General features: G+C 67.6%; 23 protein-coding genes and 1 tRNA gene. 13 read left to right on the top strand and 11 right to left on the bottom strand.

Features of this window, described 5'->3' with window-relative positions; genetic code table 11:
* The first annotated feature begins 78 nt into the window (after positions 1–78).
* Positions 79–672: a TetR/AcrR family transcriptional regulator gene (locus BMW26_RS08240; RefSeq protein WP_053096047.1), complete on the top strand. Its 594-nt coding sequence runs from the start codon at positions 79–81 to the stop codon at positions 670–672.
* On the opposite strand, the gene BMW26_RS08235 is transcribed toward BMW26_RS08240, so the two are convergent.
* From BMW26_RS08235 to pdhA, 3 genes are read right to left on the bottom strand one after another with little or no spacing between them, the layout of a single operon-like run.
* Positions 665–2,029, bottom strand: a complete 1,365-nt coding sequence (locus BMW26_RS08235; RefSeq protein WP_056278709.1) for a dihydrolipoamide acetyltransferase family protein — start codon at positions 2,027–2,029, stop codon at positions 665–667. The two genes, BMW26_RS08240 and BMW26_RS08235, sit on opposite strands and share 8 nt — an antisense overlap.
* The gene (locus tag BMW26_RS08230) at positions 2,026–3,036 is read right to left on the bottom strand and encodes an alpha-ketoacid dehydrogenase subunit beta (RefSeq protein ID WP_056278708.1); all 1,011 of its coding nucleotides are present in this window, start codon (positions 3,034–3,036) and stop codon (positions 2,026–2,028) included. The genes BMW26_RS08235 and BMW26_RS08230 overlap by 4 nt, the downstream gene beginning before the upstream one ends.
* 2 nt (positions 3,037–3,038) lie before the next feature.
* Positions 3,039–4,154 (bottom strand): pyruvate dehydrogenase (acetyl-transferring) E1 component subunit alpha, encoded by a 1,116-nt coding sequence (gene pdhA / locus BMW26_RS08225; protein WP_072591265.1) that lies wholly within the window; start codon positions 4,152–4,154, stop codon positions 3,039–3,041.
* Positions 4,155–4,322: 168 nt separating this feature from the next.
* Here pdhA and BMW26_RS08220 point away from each other — a divergent pair, with 168 nt between their 5' ends.
* Positions 4,323–4,796 (top strand): Lrp/AsnC family transcriptional regulator, encoded by a 474-nt coding sequence (locus BMW26_RS08220; RefSeq protein WP_053096043.1) that lies wholly within the window; start codon positions 4,323–4,325, stop codon positions 4,794–4,796.
* Here the strand turns inward: BMW26_RS08220 and BMW26_RS08215 are convergent.
* Positions 4,768–5,667 (bottom strand): alpha/beta fold hydrolase, encoded by a 900-nt coding sequence (locus BMW26_RS08215; RefSeq protein WP_072591264.1) that lies wholly within the window; start codon positions 5,665–5,667, stop codon positions 4,768–4,770. The two genes, BMW26_RS08220 and BMW26_RS08215, sit on opposite strands and share 29 nt — an antisense overlap.
* An 80-nt stretch (positions 5,668–5,747) precedes the next feature.
* On the opposite strand from BMW26_RS08215, the gene BMW26_RS08210 reads away from it, so the two are divergent.
* From BMW26_RS08210 to BMW26_RS08185, 6 genes are all read left to right on the top strand, one after another.
* Positions 5,748–6,500: an exonuclease domain-containing protein gene (locus BMW26_RS08210; RefSeq protein ID WP_072592275.1), complete on the top strand. Its 753-nt coding sequence runs from the start codon at positions 5,748–5,750 to the stop codon at positions 6,498–6,500.
* On the top strand, positions 6,481–7,419 hold the full coding sequence (locus tag BMW26_RS08205; protein WP_072591263.1) for a helix-turn-helix transcriptional regulator: 939 nt from the start codon (positions 6,481–6,483) through the stop codon (positions 7,417–7,419). Before BMW26_RS08210 ends, BMW26_RS08205 begins: the two co-directional genes overlap by 20 nt.
* Before the next feature lie 86 nt (positions 7,420–7,505).
* A complete protein-coding gene (locus BMW26_RS08200) occupies positions 7,506–7,838 on the top strand; it encodes a DUF7882 family protein (RefSeq protein WP_053096040.1) in 333 nt (110 codons plus the stop codon).
* Between the two features lie 77 nt (positions 7,839–7,915).
* Positions 7,916–8,746 carry a glycosyltransferase family 2 protein gene (locus tag BMW26_RS08195; protein WP_232224551.1) on the top strand — a complete coding sequence of 277 codons (831 nt, stop codon included), beginning with the start codon at positions 7,916–7,918 and terminating at the stop codon, positions 8,744–8,746.
* The gene (locus tag BMW26_RS08190; protein ID WP_232224550.1) at positions 8,743–9,576 is read left to right on the top strand and encodes an endonuclease/exonuclease/phosphatase family protein; all 834 of its coding nucleotides are present in this window, start codon (positions 8,743–8,745) and stop codon (positions 9,574–9,576) included. Before BMW26_RS08195 ends, BMW26_RS08190 begins: the two co-directional genes overlap by 4 nt.
* The gene (locus BMW26_RS08185; RefSeq protein WP_072591261.1) at positions 9,573–10,199 is read left to right on the top strand and encodes a hypothetical protein; all 627 of its coding nucleotides are present in this window, start codon (positions 9,573–9,575) and stop codon (positions 10,197–10,199) included. Before BMW26_RS08190 ends, BMW26_RS08185 begins: the two co-directional genes overlap by 4 nt.
* On the opposite strand, the gene BMW26_RS08180 is transcribed toward BMW26_RS08185, so the two are convergent.
* Both BMW26_RS08180 and BMW26_RS08175 read right to left on the bottom strand, forming a co-directional pair.
* Positions 10,181–10,254, bottom strand: a tRNA-Ile gene (locus BMW26_RS08180). The two genes, BMW26_RS08185 and BMW26_RS08180, sit on opposite strands and share 19 nt — an antisense overlap.
* Before the next feature lie 29 nt (positions 10,255–10,283).
* Positions 10,284–10,820 (bottom strand): gamma carbonic anhydrase family protein, encoded by a 537-nt coding sequence (locus BMW26_RS08175; protein ID WP_072591260.1) that lies wholly within the window; start codon positions 10,818–10,820, stop codon positions 10,284–10,286.
* Between the two features lie 140 nt (positions 10,821–10,960).
* Between BMW26_RS08175 and BMW26_RS08170 the strand changes: the two genes are divergently transcribed.
* Complete coding sequence (locus BMW26_RS08170) at positions 10,961–11,446, top strand: Dps family protein (RefSeq protein WP_053096038.1); 486 nt, start codon at positions 10,961–10,963, stop codon at positions 11,444–11,446.
* Positions 11,447–11,503: 57 nt separating this feature from the next.
* Here BMW26_RS08170 and BMW26_RS08165 read toward each other — a convergent pair whose 3' ends face one another.
* Genes BMW26_RS08165 through BMW26_RS08145 form a run of 5 tightly spaced genes read right to left on the bottom strand, consistent with a single transcriptional unit; the run spans position 11,504 to position 16,369 of the window.
* The gene (locus BMW26_RS08165) at positions 11,504–13,000 is read right to left on the bottom strand and encodes an amidohydrolase (protein ID WP_072591259.1); all 1,497 of its coding nucleotides are present in this window, start codon (positions 12,998–13,000) and stop codon (positions 11,504–11,506) included.
* On the bottom strand, positions 12,997–13,638 hold the full coding sequence (locus BMW26_RS08160) for an FMN-binding negative transcriptional regulator (protein WP_072591258.1): 642 nt from the start codon (positions 13,636–13,638) through the stop codon (positions 12,997–12,999). The genes BMW26_RS08165 and BMW26_RS08160 overlap by 4 nt, the downstream gene beginning before the upstream one ends.
* A gap of 23 nt (positions 13,639–13,661) precedes the next feature.
* Positions 13,662–14,660: an Fpg/Nei family DNA glycosylase gene (locus BMW26_RS08155; protein WP_056278701.1), complete on the bottom strand. Its 999-nt coding sequence runs from the start codon at positions 14,658–14,660 to the stop codon at positions 13,662–13,664.
* 1 nt (position 14,661) lies between these two features.
* Positions 14,662–15,147, bottom strand: a complete 486-nt coding sequence (locus BMW26_RS08150) for a ribose-5-phosphate isomerase (protein WP_053096034.1) — start codon at positions 15,145–15,147, stop codon at positions 14,662–14,664.
* Between the two features lie 37 nt (positions 15,148–15,184).
* Positions 15,185–16,369 (bottom strand): ferrochelatase, encoded by a 1,185-nt coding sequence (locus BMW26_RS08145; RefSeq protein ID WP_072591257.1) that lies wholly within the window; start codon positions 16,367–16,369, stop codon positions 15,185–15,187.
* A 124-nt stretch (positions 16,370–16,493) separates the two neighbouring features.
* Between BMW26_RS08145 and pepN the strand changes: the two genes are divergently transcribed.
* The 4 genes from pepN (at position 16,494) to BMW26_RS08125 (ending at position 22,294) form a co-directional block, all read left to right on the top strand.
* Positions 16,494–19,046 carry an aminopeptidase N gene (gene pepN, locus BMW26_RS08140; protein ID WP_072591256.1) on the top strand — a complete coding sequence of 851 codons (2,553 nt, stop codon included), beginning with the start codon at positions 16,494–16,496 and terminating at the stop codon, positions 19,044–19,046.
* Positions 19,047–19,119: 73 nt separating this feature from the next.
* Entirely contained in the window at positions 19,120–20,193 is a 1,074-nt protein-coding gene (locus BMW26_RS08135) for a mechanosensitive ion channel family protein (protein WP_072591255.1), read from the top strand.
* On the top strand, positions 20,148–20,639 hold the full coding sequence (locus tag BMW26_RS08130; protein WP_232224558.1) for a globin: 492 nt from the start codon (positions 20,148–20,150) through the stop codon (positions 20,637–20,639). The genes BMW26_RS08135 and BMW26_RS08130 overlap by 46 nt, the downstream gene beginning before the upstream one ends.
* Positions 20,636–22,294, top strand: coding sequence for an FAD-binding dehydrogenase (locus tag BMW26_RS08125; protein WP_072591253.1), 1,659 nt, complete (start codon positions 20,636–20,638; stop codon positions 22,292–22,294). The genes BMW26_RS08130 and BMW26_RS08125 overlap by 4 nt, the downstream gene beginning before the upstream one ends.
* Positions 22,295–22,297: the final 3 nt, after the last annotated feature.

Below are 22,297 nucleotides of genomic sequence, written 5' to 3'. Positions count from 1 at the left end.
CATCGCCCTGGCGCATTCGATGCTTTCTCGGTTAGTGTTCACTAACCGATCGCATCAGGTTAGCGAGGATTAACTGAGATGACAAGCCCTCCCACTGCGCGAGACCGCGCCAAGGCGGAGCGGTCTGACGCCATCCTCCGAGAAGCCGCACGGCTCTTCGCCGAGAGCGGATACAACGGTGTGAGCCTCGAGGACATCGGCGCTGCCGTAGGCGTTTCCGGACCGGCCGTCTACCGCCACTTCGCCGGCAAGCAGGCGCTGCTCGGCGCCGTGCTCGTCCAGGTGAGCGATGACCTGGTCTCGGGCGGCACGAGTGTCGCGGCTGGCGGGTCCACACCCGAGGAGCGCATCCGCGCGCTCGTCGCCTTCCACGTGGAGTTCGCGCTGGGTCACGCGGATGTGATCCGAGTGCATGACCGGGACGTCGCGCATCTCGCCGCTCAGGATCATGCCGAGGTCCGCCGGCTGCAGCGCGCATACATCGAGCTCTGGATCGAGACCCTGAGCCCTCTGGTCGATGCCGACGCCGACGAGCTTCGTCTGCGGGTGCAAGCGTGCTTCGGGCTCATCAACTCGACACCGCACAGCACGCGCGCGGCGTCCCGGCAGCGCTCCGCCACCGCGACAGTGCTCGCCGCGATGGCGGAATCAGCGCTCCGAGCGACTACCTGAGCAGCATCGCCCTCCCCGGTTCCTCCAACACGTCCGCGACGTCCTTGAGGAACCTCGCTCCCTCCGCCCCGTCGACGATGCGGTGGTCGAACGACAGGCTGAGAGTCATCACTTGGCGAAGGGCGATCTCACCGCGGTACTCCCACGGAAGGCGCCGGACGGCGCCGACGGCGAGGATTCCCGACTGCCCCGGAGGCAGGATGGGGGTGCCCGAGTCGATGCCGAACACACCGATGTTCGAGATGGAGAAGGTGCCGCCCGCCAGCTCGACAGGAGATGTGCGTCCTTCCCGCGCGGTGACGGCGAGAGATGCCACCGCATCGGCGAGCTCCGTGAGTGTCAGAGACTCGGCGTCGCGGATGTGAGGCACGATGAGTCCCCGCTCGGTCGCTGCGGCGATCCCGAGGTCCACGTATCCGAACTGCACGATCTCGCCCGCGGACTCGTCCCATCGGGCATTGAGCCCGGGCGTGCGACTCAAGGCGAGACAGGCCGCTTTCGCCACCACCGCAAGCGGACCGATCCGATGCTCCGAGAGTGAGCGGTCGCCCCGCAGCGAGGCGATGAGGTCCATCGTCGCCGTGACATCCACCGTATGGAAGACCGTGACGTGCGGTGCGGTGAACGCGCTCTCGACCATCGCCGCAGCCGTGTGCTTGCGAACTCCGCGGATGGGGATCCGCGTCTCCCGAGAGCCATCACGGAGGCTCGCGGCATCGTCCGGAACCCGCGGTCGGGGAGGCGCGGGATCGACCTGTTCTGCGGTCGTCGCCGTGCGAGACGCGTAGTCGTCGACATCCCCGCGGGTGATCACGCGATCCCCCACCGTCGCCGCCACCAGCACGAGATCGATCCCGAGACGCTTGGCATACGCACGCACGGGCGGAGTGGAGCGCGGCCGCTCGGCGACGACCTCGACGCTCACGGTCGGCGACGCGTCGTGCGGCGCCGCTTCGAGCACGGCCGTGTCGGTCGCCGCCCGTCCGCCGACCGCACGTCTGGCACGTCGGGCCGGTCGCCCGGATGCTGATGGCGCAGCTCCGTAGCCCACGAGGTTGGGTTGCGCCTTCTCCTCAGCACCGCCGCCATCCGAGGCGGCAGACGAAGCGTCGTCGGCTCCCTCGACATCGAACTCGATCAGCGGCGCGCCCACTGCGACGGTCTCCCCCGCCGCAGCATGCAGGGCTGTGACGACGCCTGCGTGCGGAGAAGGCAACTCGACGATCGCCTTGGCGGTCTCGACCTCGGCGAGAGTCTGATTGAGCGCGACGACATCGCCGGGAGCGACGAGCCACTGGACGACCTCCGCCTCTGTGAGTCCTTCTCCGAGGTCGGGCAGTCTGAACTCCGCGTTCACGCGTCTGCTCCAGTCAGGCTGTTCGGACGGTCGAGCACCCGGTCGACGGCGTCCAGCAGTCGGTCGAGATCCGGCAGATGGTATTTCTCGAGCTTCGCCGGCGGGTACGGGACGTCGTGTCCGGTCACGCGCAACGGCGCCGACTCGAGGTACTCGAAGCAGCGCTCCGTGACGCTCGCGATCACCTCAGCCGCCATACCGGCCTCTCGCGACGCCTCGTGCGCGACGACGACACGGCCGGTCTTGCGGACCGACGTCGCCACGGTGTCGTAGTCGACCGGCGACAGCGAACGCAGATCGATGACCTCGAGCGAGATGCCATCGTCTTCGGCGGCCTCGGCGGCCTGCAGCGCGGTCGTCACCATCGCCCCGTAGGTGATGAGCGTCGCATCATCGCCTGTGCGGACGACTCGCGCGAGTCCCATGGGGGCGGCATCCGCGAGCGGGGCGTCGAGATCGACATCGCCCTTGTGGTGGTAGAGCCGCTTCGGCTCGAAGAAGATCACCGGGTCGTCCGACGCGATCGCCTGGCGAAGACTCCGATAGGCGTCTTCCGGATTGGAGACCGCGATCACACGGAGCCCTGCGGTGTGCACGAAGTACGCCTCAGGCGATTCCGAGTGATGCTCGGCCGCACCGATGCCTCCCGCCCAGGGGATGCGGATCGTGATCGGCATCTTCACCCGGCCCTGCGTCCGGTAGTGCAGCTTCGCCACCTGCGCGACGATCTGGTCGAAAGCCGGATAGACGAAACCGTCGAACTGGATCTCGACCACAGGGCGATAGCCGCGGAACGCCAACCCGACCGCCATGCCGACGATGCCGGATTCAGCGAGGGGCGTGTCGATGACACGCTGGGGCCCGAACTCGTCGAGGAGTCCATCCGTGATGCGGAAGACGCCTCCGAGCTTGCCGATGTCCTCGCCCAGCAGCACGACCTTGTCGTCGTCGCGCATCGCCCGTCGTAGACCTGCTCCGAGCGCCTTTCCGAGAGTGATCTGAGTCATGCTCACGCCTCGCCGTCGAACGACGCGAGGTACGCGGCGTACTCGTCGCGCTGCCGCTCGAGGCCCGAGTGCGGCTCTGCGTAGACGCCGTCGAACACCGCGAGCGGAGGACGCGTCACCATGCCCAGGCACTCGGCGCGCATGTCTCGAGCCGCGGCGTCTGCCGCTCTCTGCGTGTCCGCGAGCTGGTCGTCGTCGAGCTCCCCGATCGAGCGCAGGTGTGCCTCCAGCCGGGCGATCGGGTCACGCTCACGCCATGCCTGGAGTTCGTCGTCGCTGCGGTAGCGGGTCGGGTCGTCGGCTGTCGTGTGCGGCCCCATGCGATATGTGACGGCCTCGATGTAGGCGGGGCCCTGTCCGGACCGCGCGTGCGCGAGAGCCCAGCGCATCGCGGCCATGCAGGCCAGCACGTCGTTGCCGTCCACGCGCAGGCTCGGGATGCCGAAGCCGGGCGCGCGTCCGGCGATCGGATACTGCGATTGCACCGACACCGGCTCCGAGATGGCCCAGTGGTTGTTCTGGCAGACGAACACCACCGGAGCCTGATACGAGGACGCGAAGATCATCGCCTCGTTCACATCTCCCTGGCTCGTGGCACCGTCGCCGAAGTAGGTGACGGCGACCTCGTCCGCATCTTCGTGACGGATGCCGAGCGCATACCCCACCGCGTGGAGCGTCTGCGCTCCGATGATGATCTGCAACGGAGCGACGCGGAGTGCTGCGGGGTCGTGACCCGCGCCCTCTTCACCACGCCACATACGGACGAAGTCGCCCGGCTGCGCGCCCCGTGCATAGATGACCCCCGTCTCGCGGTAGCTCGGGAAGACGTAATCCTGCGGTGCGAGCGCCCTCGCGGTTCCGATCTGGGTCGCCTCCTGCCCCTGGCATGGCGCCCAGAGACCCAGCTGGCCCTGACGCTGGAGCGCCACCCCCTCCGCGTCGATGCGCCGGAGGATGACCATGTCGCGGTGGAGCGCGCGCAGTCCGGCACCGTCGACGTCGGCGACGAACCCGTCGAGACGAGTGTTCGCGACGCGCTCGCCGTCCGGCGCGAGGATGCGCTCCGCGAGTTCGAGATCCTGCGCCATGTCGGCGATCGGAGTGATCTGGGGTGACATCGTCGTCCTCCTCGTTCGTGGCCGTCGTCACGGGTTCTACGCGCGGCCCCGGCCTCAGCGCCGGTTCACTTGAGAGTACGTCCGCTCATCACCTCGCTCAAGCAATCGAGAGCGGCTTGAGCATGTTGCCAAATCTGGGGTACATCGTGCCTGCTATCGTTTGGCACTATGGCCGGACTTGACCGCATTGATCTGGAACTTCTCGCCGCACTCGCCGATGACCCTCGCGTGACGATCGTGGCGCTGGCGGAGAATCTCGGACTCTCCCGCAACACCATCCAGGCGCGCATGGCGCGACTCGAGCAGACAGGGATCTTCCAGTCGTACGAGCGGTCGTTCTCGACCGACGTGCTGGGGTTCCCCCTTCAGGCGTTCGTGAGCATCGGCGTGCGTCAGACCGAATTGCCGCGGATCATCAACGAACTGGCGCGCATTCCCGAGGTCGTGCAGGCGCACGGACTCAGCGGATCGATCGATCTGCTTGCACGCGTCGCGTGCAGGGACGCCCGCCACCTGTTCGACACCGATGCGCGCATCCTGTCGATCGACGGAGTCGAGCGGACTGAGACCTCCCTGGCCATGGGCGAGGTCATCCCCTTCCGGGTTGCCGGCCTCATCGGGCTCGCGAGACGGGAATCCTGAGGAATCGTCGTACGGCGCCTGCAGCCTCGGCAGGCGTCTCGTAATGGATCAGGTGTCCGACCTCGGCGATCTCCACGAGGGTCGCGTCATCGAATCTGGTGGCGAGCTCCCGCTCGACCTCGATCGGTGTGATGTCGTCGCGCTGAGCGGCGATGAGCAGAGTCGGCGTCGGGATCGAGCGGGCGAATTCGCTCACATCATGCGACACGCTCGTCACGAACGCGTCCCGCAGGACATCGCGGTCGGCGAAGCGCGAGAAGTAGGTGTCGTGCTGATCGTGGATGAAACGTCGCAGCTGCGGGTCCGACGTCTTCGCCATCGTGATGCTCATGACTCTGACGATCAGTCGATTCCGCAGCAGAGCAGTGCCCAGCCGCTCGGGCAGCCGCGCCCCGAGCGAGTAGTACAGCACGGCCAGCCGCGTCATGATGCCCTTGGGGCCCTCGAGGGCGGGTGCGCCGATCGGATTGATGAGGATCAGCCGCGGAGTCTCGAGCCCTGCCGCCACGGCCGCGGAGGCGACGATCGATCCGAAGGAGTGCCCGAGGATCACCGCCGCGGGGGCCACCGCAGCGGCGAACTCGGTCAGCCACGCGACGTACTCATCGAGATCGTACGAGCGCCCGGCGACGGGCGCCGTCTCTCCGAAGCCGGGAAGGTCGGGAGAGATGACCCGGACCTCGGGGAGGAACGCGAGAACCGGCTCGAGACCGTGGTGCTCGCCTCGGAATCCATGCACGGCGACGACTGTCACATCTGCATCGGAGGGACCGTACTCCCAGTACACGGTCGTCCCGCCTCTGACCTCGACCTCATGACGCACGACCGGCAGTCGGCTCAGACGGTCGGCATACGGAGAGGGCGCGGGCATGGATCAAGTCTAGGGTCGTCGCATGCGGGATCCCCGTGTGCCTCCGCCCCGATGTCGGAGCCCGGTTCTACGGTGAGATCATGCCCCCGGCACCCTCGCTCCCGCACTGGATCACTCGCGTAGGCGTGTTCAACCTCGAGACGACCGGTGTGGACGTGGAGCACGACCGCATCGTCAGCGCACACGTCGGGCTCCTCGACGCCGGCGGCCGCGAGATCGCCGCACGGGACTGGCTCGCGGATCCCGGCGTGCCGATTCCGGACGGCGCCACCGCCGTGCACGGGATCTCGACCGAGCACGCGCGCCGCCACGGACGGCAGGGCGCCGAGGTGGTCCGAGAGGTCACGGCGGCCCTGCGATCCCTGCTCTCTCAAGGTGTGCCGATCGTGGCCTACAACGCCGCATACGATTTCTCCCTCCTGGCGCACGAGGCGCACCGCCACGGCATCCCGCCACTGGAAGACCCTTCACCGATCATCGACCCGCTCGTGATCGACAAGGCCTATGACCGCTATCGTCCGGGCAAGCGCACGCTCGAGGTGGTCGCAGCCCTCTATGCGGTGCGCCTCGAGGACGCCCACGAAGCGGCGGCGGATGCCGTGGCCGCAGGCCGGGTCGCGCAGGCTCTGGCCCGCCAGTTCGTGCTTCCGGATACTCTGGAAGAGCTGCACACACGCCAGATCGGGTGGGCCCGCTCTCAGGCGGCGAGCCTCACGGAGTACTTCATCCGGATGGGCCGCATCGAACCTGATGAGCGCCTCGACGGAACCTGGCCGGTCCGTGCACGTCGAACCGTTCAGGAGGTGCCCCGCGATGCGATTCCGTACCAGTGACGTCTCGCGTGTCGAGAGCACCTGGAAGCAGTTCGTCCCGTCCGCCGTACTGCACGACGTCGACCCGCAACGCTTCCGCTTCGACTGGCACTCTGCCGATCTCGGTGCCGTGAGTCTCGTGCGCTACGACCTCGCCGCCGAGGTGCGCTCGACAGCCGAACCACAGGACCAGGTGCTGGTCTGCCGTGTCGATGGGCCCGATGCCCGGGTGTACTCCGATCGAGGAGATCTCGATGCGAGTCTCCCCTGGATCTCCGATGGTCCGAGAGTGCGCGCCCGCTGGGATGCGGGAGCGAGGGTCACGGCACTCGTCTTCGAGCGGGACACCCTGACCCGCCTCGCGAAGAGGATCAGTGGCGACGACGGCGTATCCGTCCGCGTGGGCGATCTCGCTCCGCGCTCCGCGCACGCCGGGGCTGCCTGGGATCGCATGTTCGCGTATCTCGAGATGAGCGCCGCGGATCTCGTCGACGATACGGACGATGACGATCTCGTGCGCAGCGAACTGGCTCGCCATGCCGCGGCGACGACGCTCGCGGCCTTCGCGACGACGAGTCGCCTGCAACGGCATCGGCCGGCGCAGAGCATGCCGGCGCCGGCGACGGTGCGTCGCGCCCTCGCCTTCATCGCCGAGAATTCGCACCGGCCGATCACGGTCGACGACGTCGCCGCTGCTGTCCACATCTCGACGCGAGGCCTTCAATACGCCTTTCGGCGCGCGCTCGACACGACGCCGGCGGAGTCGCTGAGGCAGGCGCGCCTCGATGGAGCGCACCGCGATCTGCGTTCGGGCTCACTGACGACGGTCGCCGCGGTGGCCCGACGGTGGGGTTTCTCGCATCCGTCTCGCTTCGCCGCGGCGTATCGCGAGAGCTTCGGCGTGCTTCCTTCTGTGACGGCGGCGAAGCACCGTCGATGACACTATGCGAACAGATTGTTCGCACGTGTCGCGCGCCGCGACCAGCACGCCGAGAGCGGCGCCGACTGAGACATATATTCCGAGATATGGGTTCTCTCTATTACGGCGGCTCGGAGCCGATCCATATCGAAGATCGGGCGCTCGCGCACCTCAAGGTCGTCGTCGCGACGAAGTTGCGTCGCAACGAGAGCTTCACACTCACGTGGAAGCATCCCGACGGTGACACGGAAGGCCGTTCGACGGTCTGGCTGCATCCGTCGATCCCGCTGCGGTTCGTCTTCGACGAGAGCGAGACGCCCGAGCTCAGCCGCCGATGGATCGAGGATCTCGCTCATTCGGCCAACTCGAGCGGGGGCATCACGCTCGTCGACGAGGTCATCGACCCCTCGCCCGACCTCGACGCCGCGGGCACTCACTGACGTCCACAGGCATCGGCACGCACCTGCCGGTGTCAAGTCCCTCGCGCCCGACGTCGAGTGATGCCACGATCGAACCGATGACGGCACGCACCGAGGGGCACACGATGGAGACGGTCGATGGCATTCCGTCGACGGCGAATCAGGGCACACGGCTCACCACGTCAGTGGTCATCCCGGTGAAGGACGATGCCGAGCTGCTGGCGCGCTGCCTGAGCGCTCTGCACGCCCAGGACCAGCCGGCCGACGAGATCATCGTCGTCGACAACGGCTCATCCGACTCGTCGGCCTCCGTCGCCCTCGCCTGGGGTGCGCGCGTGCTGACGTGTCTCGATCCCGGCATTCCCGCTGCAGCGTCGACCGGGTATGACGCGGCTCTCGGCGAACTGATCCTGCGCCTCGACGCGGACTGCGAACCGGATGCTCAGTGGATCACGGCCATCGTCTCGGCCTTCGACGACGACGAGCACCTCGGGGCGATCACTGGGCCCGCGCGCTTCACGGACGGGCCGGCAGCCCTGCGCACGCCACTCTCGCGGCTCTATCTCGGCGCCTATATGACCCTCTTGAGCGTCACTCTCGGACATCTGCCCCTCTTCGGATCCAATCTCGCGTTCCGCAGGGAGGCCTGGCAGGCCGTGCGGTCCGACGTGCACCGAGGAGACCCCGACATCCACGACGACCTCGACCTCGCCTTCCACCTCGGCGAGAACCACCGCATCGCCCGGCTCCCGCACACCACGATGGGGATGTCGATGAGGCCGCTCACCGCAGGACAGTTCGGTCGACGCGTGCACCGAGGCGTCCGTAGCGTGCTCGTGCACTGGCCCCGCGACTTCCCACCCCTGCGTTGGGGACGGCTCATCGTCCGCCGCCGCCTGTTCAGCACCGCGGGACGGAGCGCCCGGTGACGGTCGTGCCGCTGATCGGTCCCGTTGCTGCACCGGACCTGCACGTGATGTCGTTCAACATCCGTCGCGCGATGGAAGGCGCCCTGCGTCGGAAGCGTGACCGCTGGAGCCATCGCGAGCCTGCGGTCGCCGAGATGATCCGCTCGGAGCGGCCGACCGTCCTCGGGCTGCAGGAAGTGCTCCCCCGATCGCTGAAGGCCGTCACCGACGCCCTCGGGCGGGACCATCGGTTCATCGGCAGAGGGAGGAACCGCGATGGCACGGGTGAGGGAACACCCATCCTCTACGACGCGTCGCGGCTGGAGCTGCGCGGGTGGGACCAGCACGCTCTCTCGACACGGATCGACGAGCCGGGCAGCCTGTCATGGGGAGCGCTCTTTCCTCGCATCCTCGTCTCCGCGGAGTTCAGGGACAGGTCGACAGGGGTCGGGTTCCTGGTCGTCAACACCCATCTCGATCATCTCTCGCGTCGGTCTCGGCGACGTTCTGCCGAAATCATCGCCGCACTGGTTCGCGCGCGCGCCCTTCCGACGGTCGTGATGGGAGACCTGAATGCGGGCCCCGGCTCCCAGGCCCTGCGCACACTCGTCTCGCGCGCCGATCTGAGCGACTCCTGGGACGCGGCAGACGATCGGCTGACGCCCCTGTGGAGCACCCTCAGCGGATATCGGCGTCCGAAGGTCGGCGGTCGACGCATCGATTGGCTGCTCGTCAGTCCGGATGTGCGAGTCCGTGCCGCTGCAGTGAACGCACACGTCTTCGGCGGGATCGCACCCTCGGATCATCGCCCGGTGCAGGCGCTCCTGCGCCTGACGGGGAGGACACCGTGAAAGAGGACTTCCTGCGACCGCCGCGCACCGTCACGGAGTGGTCGGCCGACGTCGTGCGGGCGGTGGGCATCATCGGGGTCGCCGTCGCGCTGGTATGGCTCGCCCCGACCGACGCCGGCATCGCGGCGCTTGCGCTTCCCGCTCTGATGCTGCCGCGAGTTCTGGGCATGCGCGGGTGGTTCGACCTCACTGTATGCGCCACCGTGCTCGTGGCGGCGTGGAGCAATGTGCTCGACCTGTACCGGTCGATCCCCGGATGGGACCTGCTCCTGCACCTGATCTGCACGGGGGTTCTCACGGTCGTCGCCGCACTGATCCTCACCCGGGCAGATGTCGTGCCCCTGACTCGCGACTCGGGCGCCAGCCGACGCACCTCGCTGATCCTCGCGCCCGTCCTGGCGCTGGCGCTGAGCGCGGTGTGGGAGATGATCGAGTGGCTCGGCTGGGCCTACCTCAGTGACGAGATCTTCGTCACCTACCAGGACACGATCGGCGACATGGTCTTCGGCGCCTTGGGCGGGATCGCCGCCGGAACAGTCCTCGCGACGTCGTCCCTCGATCGACAGCGGTCGACCGATGACGTCGCCGCGGAGCGGAGCAGGAGTAGGGCGGGCGGGACTTGAACCCGCGATCGTTGGGTTATGAGCCCACTGCCTTAACCAGCTTGGCCACCGCCCCGTGAGGACCAGCCTATCGGTCGATTCCGATCAGATCGGTGTCGCCGCGGCGTGGGTCCGGACGTGCGCGAGGTAGACGTCGGCGTTCGCGATCAGGTCGGCGCGCTCCTGGTCGCTGAGCGCTCGGCGGACCTTCGCGGGCACCCCGGCCACCAGTGATCCGTCCGGCACCTCTGTGCCTCCGAGCACGACGGCTCCACCGGCGATGAGACAGCCGGCGCCGATGACGGCCCCGCTGAGCACGACGGCTCCCATGCCGATGAGCGAACCGTCTCCGATCGTGCACCCATGGACGACCGCGTTGTGACCGATCGACACCTTCGCGCCGATGACGACCGGATGCGCCGCGTCGACATGGACCGAGACATTGTCCTGGACGTTGCTGTCGCGTCCGACCGCGATGGAGGCAGAGTCGCCTCGAAGGACCGCGTTGTACCAGACACTCGCGCCCTCGGCCAGCGACACGTCTCCCACGATGCGTGCGCCTTCGGCGATGAACGCGTCGGCCGCGACCGACGGGGACTTCCCCGGCAGGGCGAGGACGGAGGCTCCGGCAGCGATGCTCATAAGGTGAGACTATCCTCCCAAGCCCGGATTTCCGCGTGATTCCGGGCCACTAAGCCGAGCCTTCGCTTGCTTGCGGAATGATTTCAGACGAGTAGCGTTGTCCTCATCAGGCACGAAGAGACAACTCCGGAGGAGTCACAATGAGCAAGGTACAGACCGTTTCCACCACCGCCAGCGATCCGACCGTGGCCGCTGCAGCGTCTCAGTTCCTCTCCCCCGTCGTGCTCGGTCTCCAGGCGCTGACGATCGACGGCAAGCAGGCGCACTGGCATGTCCGCGGCGCCAACTTCGTCGGAGTTCATGAGCTCCTCGACACCATCGTCGCGCACGCCGGCGACTTCGCCGACACGGCCGCCGAGCGGATCGTCGCCCTCGGTCTCCCGATCGACGCGCGCATCAGCGCCGTCGCCGCCAAGGGCGGTGCGACGTCGGTTCCGGCTGGCTTCACCCAGTCCGATGAGCTCGTGCGCGCCGTCATCTCCGACATCGACGCGATCCTCGTCGACGTGAAGGCAGCGATCGACGGGCTCGACGAGGTCGACCTCACGAGCCAGGACGTCGCGATCGAGATCATGCGCGGGCTCGAGAAGGACCGCTGGTTCCTCGTGTCGCACATCGCAGCCTGAGCACCCACGCGACGAAGAAGGGCACCGGGCTTCCGGTGCCCTTCTTCGTTCTCGCGCTCATCCGCCGTAGGTCAGCCGCCCGGCGACCATCGTCGCCATGACCGGCATCCCTCGCAGATCCGCACCTGATGCGGAGAGCGGGTCGTAGCCGCACAGGGCGATGTCTGCGGCCTCCCCCGGACGCAGAGCCGTGCGGACGCTCGCCTGGATCGCCTGTTCCCTCGTCAGTCGCTCTTCGGGGTGCCAGGGGTCGCGATCATCGTCCGTGCGGGTGACCGCCGCGGCGATCGCCTGCCAGGGATCGAGGGGAGCCACGGGAGCGTCGGATCCGAAGCGGATCTCCACACCGGCGTCTCGGAGGGCACTGAGCGGATAGCCGATCGACGTCTGCCCGGCCCAGTGCCGGCCGACCAGATCCCTGTCATCGAGCGCGTGCTGCGGTTGCACACTCGCGATGACGCCGAGCCTGCCGAACCGCGCGAGGTCGGAGTGCCGCACCAGCTGAGCGTGCTCGATGGTTCCGACGGCACCCGACACCGTGAAGGCGTCCAGCGCCCCGGTGACGGCGCGATCACCGATCGCATGCACCGCGACCGAGAGCCCTGCGCCGGTGGCTGTCGTGAGCAGCTCGGCGAGCTCGGCGGTCGGCACATTGAGCGCCCCGAAGTTCTCGGGATCGCCAGGATACGAATGCGAGCAGGCCGCGGTGCGCGTGCCCAGCGAGCCGTCGCTGATGATCTTCAGCGGCCCGATCCGGATCAGGCCGCGCCCGGCTTCCGGCGCGTCCGCCGCCTCGTGCAGCTCGCCCGACCGGAGCCCGGCGCGGATCGCACGTCCGAGGTCGAAAGGGTAGATGGCGAACTCGACACGATGGGCAGCGAACCCGGCGCCGATACGCCGCGGCCAGGCATCGGCGTTCCAGGCCATGTCGAAGTCCACCAGGCCGGTGATGCCTCGAGAGGCGGCCCTCTCCCCCGCGTCGCGGACCGCTCTGTCGCCGCGTTCCGGGTCGACGGCGTTCAGGCGACGGGAGATCTCGAAGGCTTGCTCCTCTCTGAGCATCCCGTCCGGACTGTCGAAGCCCTCGAGCCGCAACGCCGCCGAGTTGAGCCACGTGCTGTGCACATCCGCGTTGATGAGATAGGTGGGCACTTCTCCCGTGGCGCTGTCGAGAAGTGCGAGCGAGGGCTGATCGGGCCACATCGCATCACGGAACCCGCTGCCGACCTTCCGCCCGTCCGGGAGGGGCGCCGCGGAGGACATGATCGCAGCCGCCTCCGACGCGGAGCCCGCGCCGCCGAGAGCGACGCGTTCGGCGGCCAGAGCCCACTGCACCGTGTGCACGTGGTTGTCCCAGAGGCCCGGCACGGCCCACGCTCCGTTGCCGTCGAGGATGCGCCCCTGTGGCGGCAGCGCTCCGGCGGGGGCGATGTCGCTGATCCGGCCGTCTTCGATGAAGATGTCGACGGGCTCGTCGTCGATCAGGAACTCCTTGCCCGGTCCTGAGACCCGGACGCCCGACAGGGTGGCCACGCTGTCTGCGGCTCCGGTCACGAGCGGGCTCCGACGCGCGCCTGCTGGGCGCGACGCATCTCGGCGGCGAGGGCGGGCTGTGCGTACGGCCCATCGGCCTCGAGTTCGGCGATGATGGTCTCCACTGTCTCGGCCGGCTTGTTCTGACTCAGTTTGCGTTTGGCGACGACGCGTGTCGGGGTGAGCCTGAATCCCACCGTCCCTGCGGCCAGCCGTGTGATGAACGCGGGGTCGTTCGGCCGTTCCCACATCTGCCGTGGCTCCGGCATCCGCCCCTCGAAACGGTCGACGAGTCGATCGAGAACGGCGAGATTCTCTTCGTCGCTGAGTATCTCGGGAACTCCGGCAAGATGAACGGCCGTGTAGTTCCACGTCGGAACGGACGGGACATCGCCATACCAGCCCGGTGAGATGTAGCCGTGCGGCCCCTGGAACACGATGAGCAGTTCCCTCTCGCCCAAGCCGTGGATCAGGTCGTCGGGCCGGCCGACGTGACCGACGACCGTGAGATCATCGCGATCCTGGTCGAGCAGCACGACGTAGTGAGAGGAGACGAGGCCCTCCGGTCCGTCGCTCACTGTGGTCGCCCACGGATCGGCATCGATGACCCGACGGACCTCGGCCACATCAGCGAGCGTGAAACTGGGGTTCTGACGCATCCTCTCAGCCTACGGCTGACCGGTCAGGCCTGGCAGCGCGGGCACCAGTACAGCTTGCGGGCGCCGATCTCCTCGAGGGCGATCTCGGTGCCGCAGATACGACACGGCAGACCGGCACGATGGTAGACCCAGTGGCGATCGTCGCGGCTCGCCATCGCCGCCCGATAGGCGTCGGGCGACAGATCATCCATGGTCATCATCTGGCCGGTCTCCACACCGACGGCCAGCAGACGCACCCAGTCGCGCCACAGTGCTCGCACGACCTCCTCGGGCACCTCGCGGCCGGGCGTGTGGGGGTTCAGCCGCTGTCGGAACAGCATCTCCGCCCGATACACGTTTCCGATGCCGCTGACCACGGCCTGATCCATCAGCAGAAGTGCGATCACCGTCTGCTTCTTACGGACCGCCTGCACGAAGCGCTCCTCGTTCTGCGCGGGATCCCCCACGAGAGGATCCGGGCCGAGCTTGGCGACGCTTGCGAGCATCTCCTCCGGACTCTGGAGCACGCAGGCCGTGGGGCCGCGCAGATCGGCAGCCGTGATGTCGGTCATCAGACGCAGTCGAACCTGACCCACGACCGGCGGCGGCCATTCGAGTCCCTCGTCGGCGAGCCCCTTCGTCTGCTCCGACATGCGCACGTGCACCCGAGTCCGGCGAGGTGCGCCGATCGAGGCGAGCGAGTTCTCTCCGGCATCGTCGAGGATCTCCTCGTCGACCACAGTTCCGCGCTGGTTCGTCTGGCCCATGCGGCCGTTCGCAGAGGCGATCGTCGGGTCGACCAGGATGTCGCCGGCGAAGTCCCACGCGCCGTACAGGCCGAGGTGCACCCGAAGCCACACATCGCCTTCGGCCTCGAGGAACATCTGCTTCCCCACCGCCTGCACGCTGATCGCCTCACGACCGTTCAGGACGGCCGCCCCCTCGGCGAATCGTCCCTGGGGGCTCGAGGCGAGCATCTGCTTGCCGACGAAGTTACGGTCGAACTGGCGCGCGATGCGGTGGACCGAATGTCCCTCGGGCATCTCAGGCTCTCGGATCCGGGAGCAGCGAGCCGTTGCGCTCGAAGTCCGCGATCTGACCGATTCGGCGGATGTGGCGCTCGTCCTCCGAGAACGGCGTCGCGATGAAGGTGTCGATGAACGAGGTGACCTCGTCGAAGGAATGCTGCCGCGCCCCGATCGAGATCACGTTCGCGTCATTGTGCTGGCGGGCCAGCTCGGCGGTCGACGTGTTCCACACCAGCGCGGCACGGACGCCCTCGACCTTGTTCGCGGCGATCTGCTCGCCGTTGCCGGAGCCGCCGAACACCACACCGAGCGTCTCGACACCGGCCGCCTGATCCGCGACGACGGCCTGCGCCGCACGGATGCAGAATGCGGGGTAATCGTCGAGCGCGTCGTACTCGATCGGCCCGTGGTCCACGACCTCGTGTCCCGCGCCGCGGAGGTGATCCTGTAGCTGCGTGGAGAAGTCGAGACCGGCGTGATCGGTGGCGATATGGATGCGCATGGCATCCATCCTAGAAGCGCCGCGGGTCAGCGGGTGCTCACGGGGCCACGCCGGCGGCGGCCGGCTTGAATCCGGCGCGGACGTTCTCGCAGCAGCCCGGACGGCACACGTCGAACGCACCCGGCAGCGACGTCACATGAGGGCGCTCCTCGTTGGGGCGGCCTTCCAGCCGCTCGACGATCAGGTCGACGATGCCGGTGACGAATGACGGCGCCACCCCGGGCGTGGGAGTGCGTGTGAAAGCCAGACCGGCCTCTTCCGCCGCTTCGGCCGCCTCGGTGTCGAGGTCCCAGAGGACCTCCATGTGGTCGCTCATGAAACCGACCGGCACGACCGCCACGGCTTTCCGACCGCGCTCGGGGAGTTCGCCGATGACGTCGCACACATCCGGCTCCAGCCACGGCTGCGAGGCGGGACCCGAACGGGACTGGTAGACGAGCTCCCACGACACGTCCGCCGCCTCGGGGATGCTCTCGCGGACTCGATCCATGACCCACGCGGCTACCGCGAGGTGCTGCGCCGCGTAGGCGCCGCCCTCGCCCCAGTCGATGTCCCGCGCACCGGAGCGCTCCGCGTCGGCCGTCGGGATGCTGTGGGTCGAGAACAGGATCTGGATGTCCGCGGGGGCGATGCCCTGTCCGAGGAACGCCTCCACGGCCTCGCGGACGCCCGTCTCGAACGACTCGACGAATCCGGGGTGGTCGTAGAAGGGACGGATCTTGTCGATCGTCACCGTGTCGCCGAGCTTCGTCGCCTCGAGCACGCGTGCGAAGTCCTCGCGATACTGTCGGCAGCTCGAGAACGAGCTGTAGGCACTGGTGGCGAACGCGAGCAGGGTCGTCTTCCCGTCGGCGGCCGCCTCGGTCACGACCTCCTCGAGGTACGGACTCCAGTTGCGGTTGCCCCAGTACACCGGAAGATCGATGCCGCGGCGTGCGAGCTCGCCCTCCAGGGCCTCCTTGAGAATGCGGTTCTGACCGTTGATCGGGCTCACGCCACCGAAGTGGCGGTAGTGATGCGCCACCTCTTCCAGTCGTTCATCGGGGATACCGCGACCGCGCGTGACATTGCGGAGGAACGGGATGACGTCGTCCTGTCCCTCCGGCCCTCCGAATCCGGCGAGCAGGATGCCGTCGTACGCCGTCGGCGTCGATACGTAGGGCGCACCTTCGGCAGCGGCAGCAGAGGCAAAGAGGACGTGGTTCGGCTCGATCGCGGTCACCCCTCCATCCTTTCACCTTCCAGACGTGAGACAGGCCGCCGTGCTGGCGTAGGCTGTCATGGTTGCCGTGGGCGCCAACTGCGCTGGGTTGCGGCAGCATCCCCTCACCCCTGGGAGTACAGCTGTGCCTGGAGAGAACCTCACCCGCATCGAAGCGCAGGAGCGCCGCGACGTCATCGACACTCAGTCGTACGAAGTCTCGCTCGACCTGACGAAGGGTGCGGAGGTCTTCGGCTCCCGCAGCGTCGTCCGGTTCACCGCGACGCCGGAGAGCACCACCTTCATCGATCTGATCGCCCGCGACGTGCGCGAGATCTCGCTGAACGGCGAGCAGCTGGACCCCGACGAGGTCTTCGCCGACTCGCGCATCGCACTCGCCGGTCTGCAGGCCGAGAACGTCCTCGTGGTCGACGCGGACTGCCTCTACACGAACACCGGAGAGGGACTCCACCGGTTCGTCGATCCCGTGGACGGCGAGGTCTACCTCTACTCGCAGTTCGAGGTCCCCGACTCCCGACGCGTGTTCGCGGTGTTCGAGCAGCCCGACCTCAAGGCGACGTTCCAGTTCACGGTCACCGCACCGGCGTCGTGGAAGGTCGTCTCCAACTCCCCCACGCCCGAGCCCATCGTGCACGACGACCACTCGGTCGCCACCTGGGGCTTCGAGCCCACCCCGCGCATCTCCTCATACATCACCGCGCTCGTCGCCGGGCCCTACGAAGCGACGTTCTCCGAGCTCACCAGCGCCTCGGGCCGGGTGATCCCGCTCGGCGTCTACGGACGCAAGAGCCTCTGGCAGCACCTCGACGCCGACTACATCTTCGACAAGACCCGCGAGGGATTCGCATACTTCGAGTCGAAGTTCGGCGTCCCCTACCCGTTCGCGAAGTACGACCAGCTCTTCGTCCCGGAGTTCAACGCCGGCGCCATGGAGAACGCGGGCGCGGTGACCTTCACCGAGACCTACGTCTTCCGCAGCAAGGTGACCGACGCCGTCAAGGAGCGTCGCGTCGTCACGATCCTGCATGAGCTCGCACACATGTGGTTCGGCGACCTCGTCACGATGAAGTGGTGGAACGACCTCTGGCTGAACGAATCGTTCGCCGAGTGGGCGTCGACGATCGCGACCGCCGAGGCCACCGAGTGGACCGAGGCATGGACCACGTTCAACGCGATGGAGAAGACCTGGGCCTACCGTCAGGATCAGCTTCCGTCCACCCACCCGATCGTGGCCGAGATCAACGATCTCGAAGACGTGCAGGTGAACTTCGACGGCATCACCTACGCGAAGGGCGGCTCGGTTCTCAAGCAGCTCGCCGCCTGGGTCGGCATCGAGGAGTTCTTCGCGGGTGTCTCGCAGTACTTCCAGAAGCACTCGTGGGGCAACACCGAGCTGAGCGATCTGCTCACTGAGCTCGAGGCCACCAGCGGTCGCGATCTGAGCACCTGGTCGAAGAAGTGGCTCGAGACCGCGGGCGTGAACACGCTCGAACCGGTTATCGCCGACGACGTCGACGGCACCATCACGCGGTTCGCCGTGACGCAGACTGCTCCCGCGGACTACCCCACCATCCGCCCTCACCGCCTCGGCATCGGCTTCTACAACCTCCAGGACGGCGCACTCGTGCGGTCGCACTATGCCGAGGTCGACGTCGACGGAGACCGCACCGAGGTCCCCGAGCTGCACGGCCTCAAGCGCCCCGACCTGGTGCTGCTCAACGATGACGATCTCGCCTACGCGAAGATCCGCCTCGATGACCGTTCCCTCGCCACGGCGATCGAGCACCTCGCAGACATCCGTGATCCCCTCGCACGCTCGCTCGTGTGGGGAGCGGCGTGGGATCAGACCCGCGACGCCGAGACCGCCGCATCCGATTACATCGATCTGGTGCTGGGGAACATCGGCCGCGAGACGGAGTCGACCACGGTCCGTACGACCCTTGCGCAACTGCGCACGGCTGCGACGCTCTACGTCACGCCGGAGGACCGCCTGGCGGCCCGCCAGAAGGTCGCCGACGGTCTCTGGACACTCGCAGAATCCGCCGAATCGGGCAGCGACAGCCAGCTCCAGTTCGTGACGGCCTTCGCGAACGCGCTCGTCACTCCCGAGCACGCCGGCATCGTGGGTCGACTGCGCTCCGGCGAGGAGACGCTTCCCGGTCTCGAGATCGACGCGGACCTCAGCTGGCAGCTCCTTGTGGGCCTCGCCACGATCGGAGCGACGGACGCAGCATCCATCGATGCCGCGCTGTCCTCGGACAACACCTCGAAGGGCGGCGAGTTCGCCGCGCAGGCCCGTGCCGCGCTGCCGGACTCCGCCTCGAAGAAGGCCGCGTGGGCCTCGCTGATCGATCGTGACGACGCTCCGAACACGATCGTGCGTTCGGCCGCACTCGGCTTCGTCCACCCGGCGGGCGCCGAATCGCTCCGCGAGTTCGTTCCGGCGTACTTCGACATGCTCGTGCCGATCTGGGAGTCCCGCAGCTACCAGATCGCGCAGTACCTCATCGTCGGCCTGTTCCCCACCGCCATCGCGGATGTCGAACTGCGCGATGCGACGCGGGCCTGGCTGTCCGCGAATCAGGACGCCGCACCGGCACTCCGTCGTCTCGTGCTCGAGAACCTCGCAGACGTCGAGCGGTCGCTCGCCGCGCAGTCTCGCGACGCAGAGGACTGACCCGTCTCTCCCGATCAGGCCTCTGTGCGGTGCATCCAGCCCGCGCAGAGGCCTGATCGCTACTCTGGAGGGGATGATGCAGCCATTCGATACGAACCCTGACCCTGCAGAGACCCCACTCCCCGACTGGTGGATGGATGCTGTCAACGTGCTCCGCGACGTGGGCCTCCAAGCTCTCGGGGTCGTCGCGATCATCGGCGGCTGCATCCTGATCGGTCTGGTCCTCCGGGTGGTCATCCGACGCGTCGTGCACCGGATCGTCGACAGTGCGAAGAGCAAGGCAGACGTCGACGACACTCAGGCCCTCGAGCGATCTCCGCTCGCCGACATGCGCCTCGTGCAGCGGACGCGCACTCTCGGGACGATCCTGCAGAACATCGTCAACGTGATGCTCGTGGTGATCGCGATCGTGCTGGTGGTCAATCATCTGTCCCCCACCCTGCTCGGTTCCCTCACACTGCTCACTGCGGCGGTCGGCGCGGGCCTCGGCTTCGGCGCTCAGAACATCGTCAAGGACGTGCTGAACGGCATGTTCATCGTCGCGGAGGATCAGATCGGCATCGGCGACGTCGTCGATCTCGGTCTCGCGTCAGGCGTCGTCGAGTATGTGAGTGTGCGCATCACCCAGGTCCGTGATGTGAACGGCACCCTCTGGTACGTCCGCAACGGCGAGGTGCTCCGCATCGGCAACATGTCCCAGGGTTGGGCGCGCGCGATCATCGACGTCGGTGTGCCCGTCGACTCGGACTTCGACAAGGCCGAGCAGACCATGTTGGACACCGCGCTGGCGCTGGCCAAGGATCCGAAGTGGCGAACTCGCATCGTCGAGAAGCCGGAGCTGTGGGGTCTCGAGTCGATCGACGGCGACGCCCTGGTCATCCGTCTTGTCATCAAGGCTCGTGCGAACGCCAAGGACGACGTCGCGCAGGAGCTGCGCAAGCGTCTGCGGTCGGCCCTGCTCGAGAACGAGATCGCGCTCCCGAGCATGACGACGGTCGTGCCCACCGGTCTCGACGGTGCACGCCGGGTTCGAGGTGCGAATCCGCCCAAGACCCGTCCGAACGCGGTCACCGGCGTGCCTGTGATCCCGGACAGGGGAATCTGGCGACGCAAGAAGACGAACGACGACGGGAGCTCCCAGAAGTGACTTTCTACGACGAGGTCGGCGGTCGCGACACCTTCGCGAAGATCGTGTCGGTCTTCTACCGCGAGGTCGCACTCGATCCTGTCCTGAAGCCGATGTATCCCGAAGAGGATCTCGGCCCCGCCGAGGAACGCCTGCTCCTGTTCCTCGAGCAGTACTGGGGTGGCCCCACGACGTACGGCGAGACTCGTGGCCACCCCCGCCTCAGGATGCGCCACATGCCGTTCCACGTCGACCCCGACGCGCGTGACCGGTGGCTCCGGCACATGCGAACGGCCGTGGACGAGGCGCAGTTGTCGCCACTCCACGAATCGACGCTCTGGGACTACCTGGAACGAGCCGCGTATGCCATGGTGAACACATTCGAGCCGTCCGGCATCGGCGCACCCTCCGCCGGGCGTCCCAAGCTCGAGACGCGATCACGTCAGGAATCAACGGAGAGCACATGACGACCACGCCCCTGTCTGCAGACGTACTGGTCATCGGATGGGGGCTTGCCGGGCTCGTCGCGGCGAGTGAGGCGTTGGATGCCGGGCGTCGCGTGATCCTCGTCGACCAGGAGCCGCGCACGAATCTCGGCGGGCAGGCGTGGTGGTCGTTCGGCGGACTCTTCTTCATCGATTCGCCCGAGCAGCGACGGATGGGGATCCGGGATTCGCTCGCGCTGGCGACCCAGGACTGGTTCGGAACGGCCTCCTTCGACCGCCCGGAGGATCACTGGCCGCGCCGGTGGGCCGAGGCCTACCTCCAGTTCGCGGCCGGTGAGAAGCGCGCGTGGCTGCGCGAACGCGGCGTCACGTTCTTCCCCGTGGTCGGATGGGCCGAGCGAGGCGGATACGGTGCACTCGGTCCGGGCAACTCGGTTCCGCGATTCCACATCACCTGGGGCACCGGACCCGGTGTCGTGGCTCCGTTCGCCGCAGCAGTCGAACAGGGTGAGCGCGAGGGCCGGATCACGATCCTGCCCCGCCACCGGGTGACCGAACTCGTCACCACCGACGGAGCCGTCACCGGCGTACGGGGAACGATCCTGGAGTCGAGCCCCGCGCTTCGCGGCGTCGAGTCGTCACGGTCCGCGATCGGCGACTTCGAGATCAGCGCCGGAGCGACGATCGTCTCCTCGGGCGGCATCGGCGGCAACCACGATCTCGTGCGTGCGGCATGGCCTGCGAGCCTCGGCGTGCCGCCCGAGCACATGCTGACGGGGGTGCCCGCGTACGTGGACGGATCGATGCACGCCGTCTCGGACGCGGCGGGGGCTCGCCTCGTGAACGGTGACCGGATGTGGCACTACGTCGAAGGCATCACGAACTGGGATCCGGTCTGGCCGTCCCACGGCATCCGCATCCTCCCCGGACCCTCGTCGCTGTGGCTCGATGCCACGGGGACGCGATTGCCTGTCCCCTTGTTTCCTGGCTTCGACACGCTGGGCACGCTCGCCCACCTCCGCCGCACCGGCTACGACCACTCGTGGTTCATCACCTCTCGTCAGATCGTCGAGAAGGAGTTCGCCCTCTCGGGAAGTGAGCAGAACCCCGACCTGACGGGCAAGGACGTCGGTCTGCTGGTGAAGTCCCGACTGGCGAAGGGACCGACCGGCCCGGTGCAGGCATTCCTCGACGAGGGTGAGGACTTCATCGTCGAGAACGATCTCGAGTCCCTGCTCGAGCAGATGAAGCGGCATCCCGGCGGCGAATCGCTCGACATCGACCACGTCCGACGGGAGGTCGTGGCGCGCGACCTGGAGATGGACAACGAGTTCTCGAAGGACGCCCAGATCGGCATGCTTCGCTCCATGCGCGGATACCGCGGCGACAGGCTGATCCGCACCGCCGCACCGCACCGGCTCCAGGATCCGGCAGCAGGTCCGCTCGTCGCTGTGAAACTGCACGTCCTCACGCGGAAGTCACTCGGCGGAATCAATACCGATCTCGACGGCCGCGCTCTCGGAGCCGACGGCGAACCGATCCCCGGCCTGTATGCCGCGGGCGAGGCGAGCGGCTTCGGCGGCGGCGGGATGCACGGCTACCGCGCACTCGAGGGCACGTTCCTCGGCGGATGTCTCTTCTCGGGTCGTCAGGCCGGGCGCGCTGCCGCGCGGTGAGCT

The sequence above is a fragment of the Microbacterium sp. 1.5R genome (assembly GCF_001889265.1).
Lineage (GTDB): Bacteria > Actinomycetota > Actinomycetes > Actinomycetales > Microbacteriaceae > Microbacterium.
The sequence above is the reverse complement of the archived record's forward strand: the minus strand, read 5'-3'. Positions and strand labels throughout refer to the sequence as shown.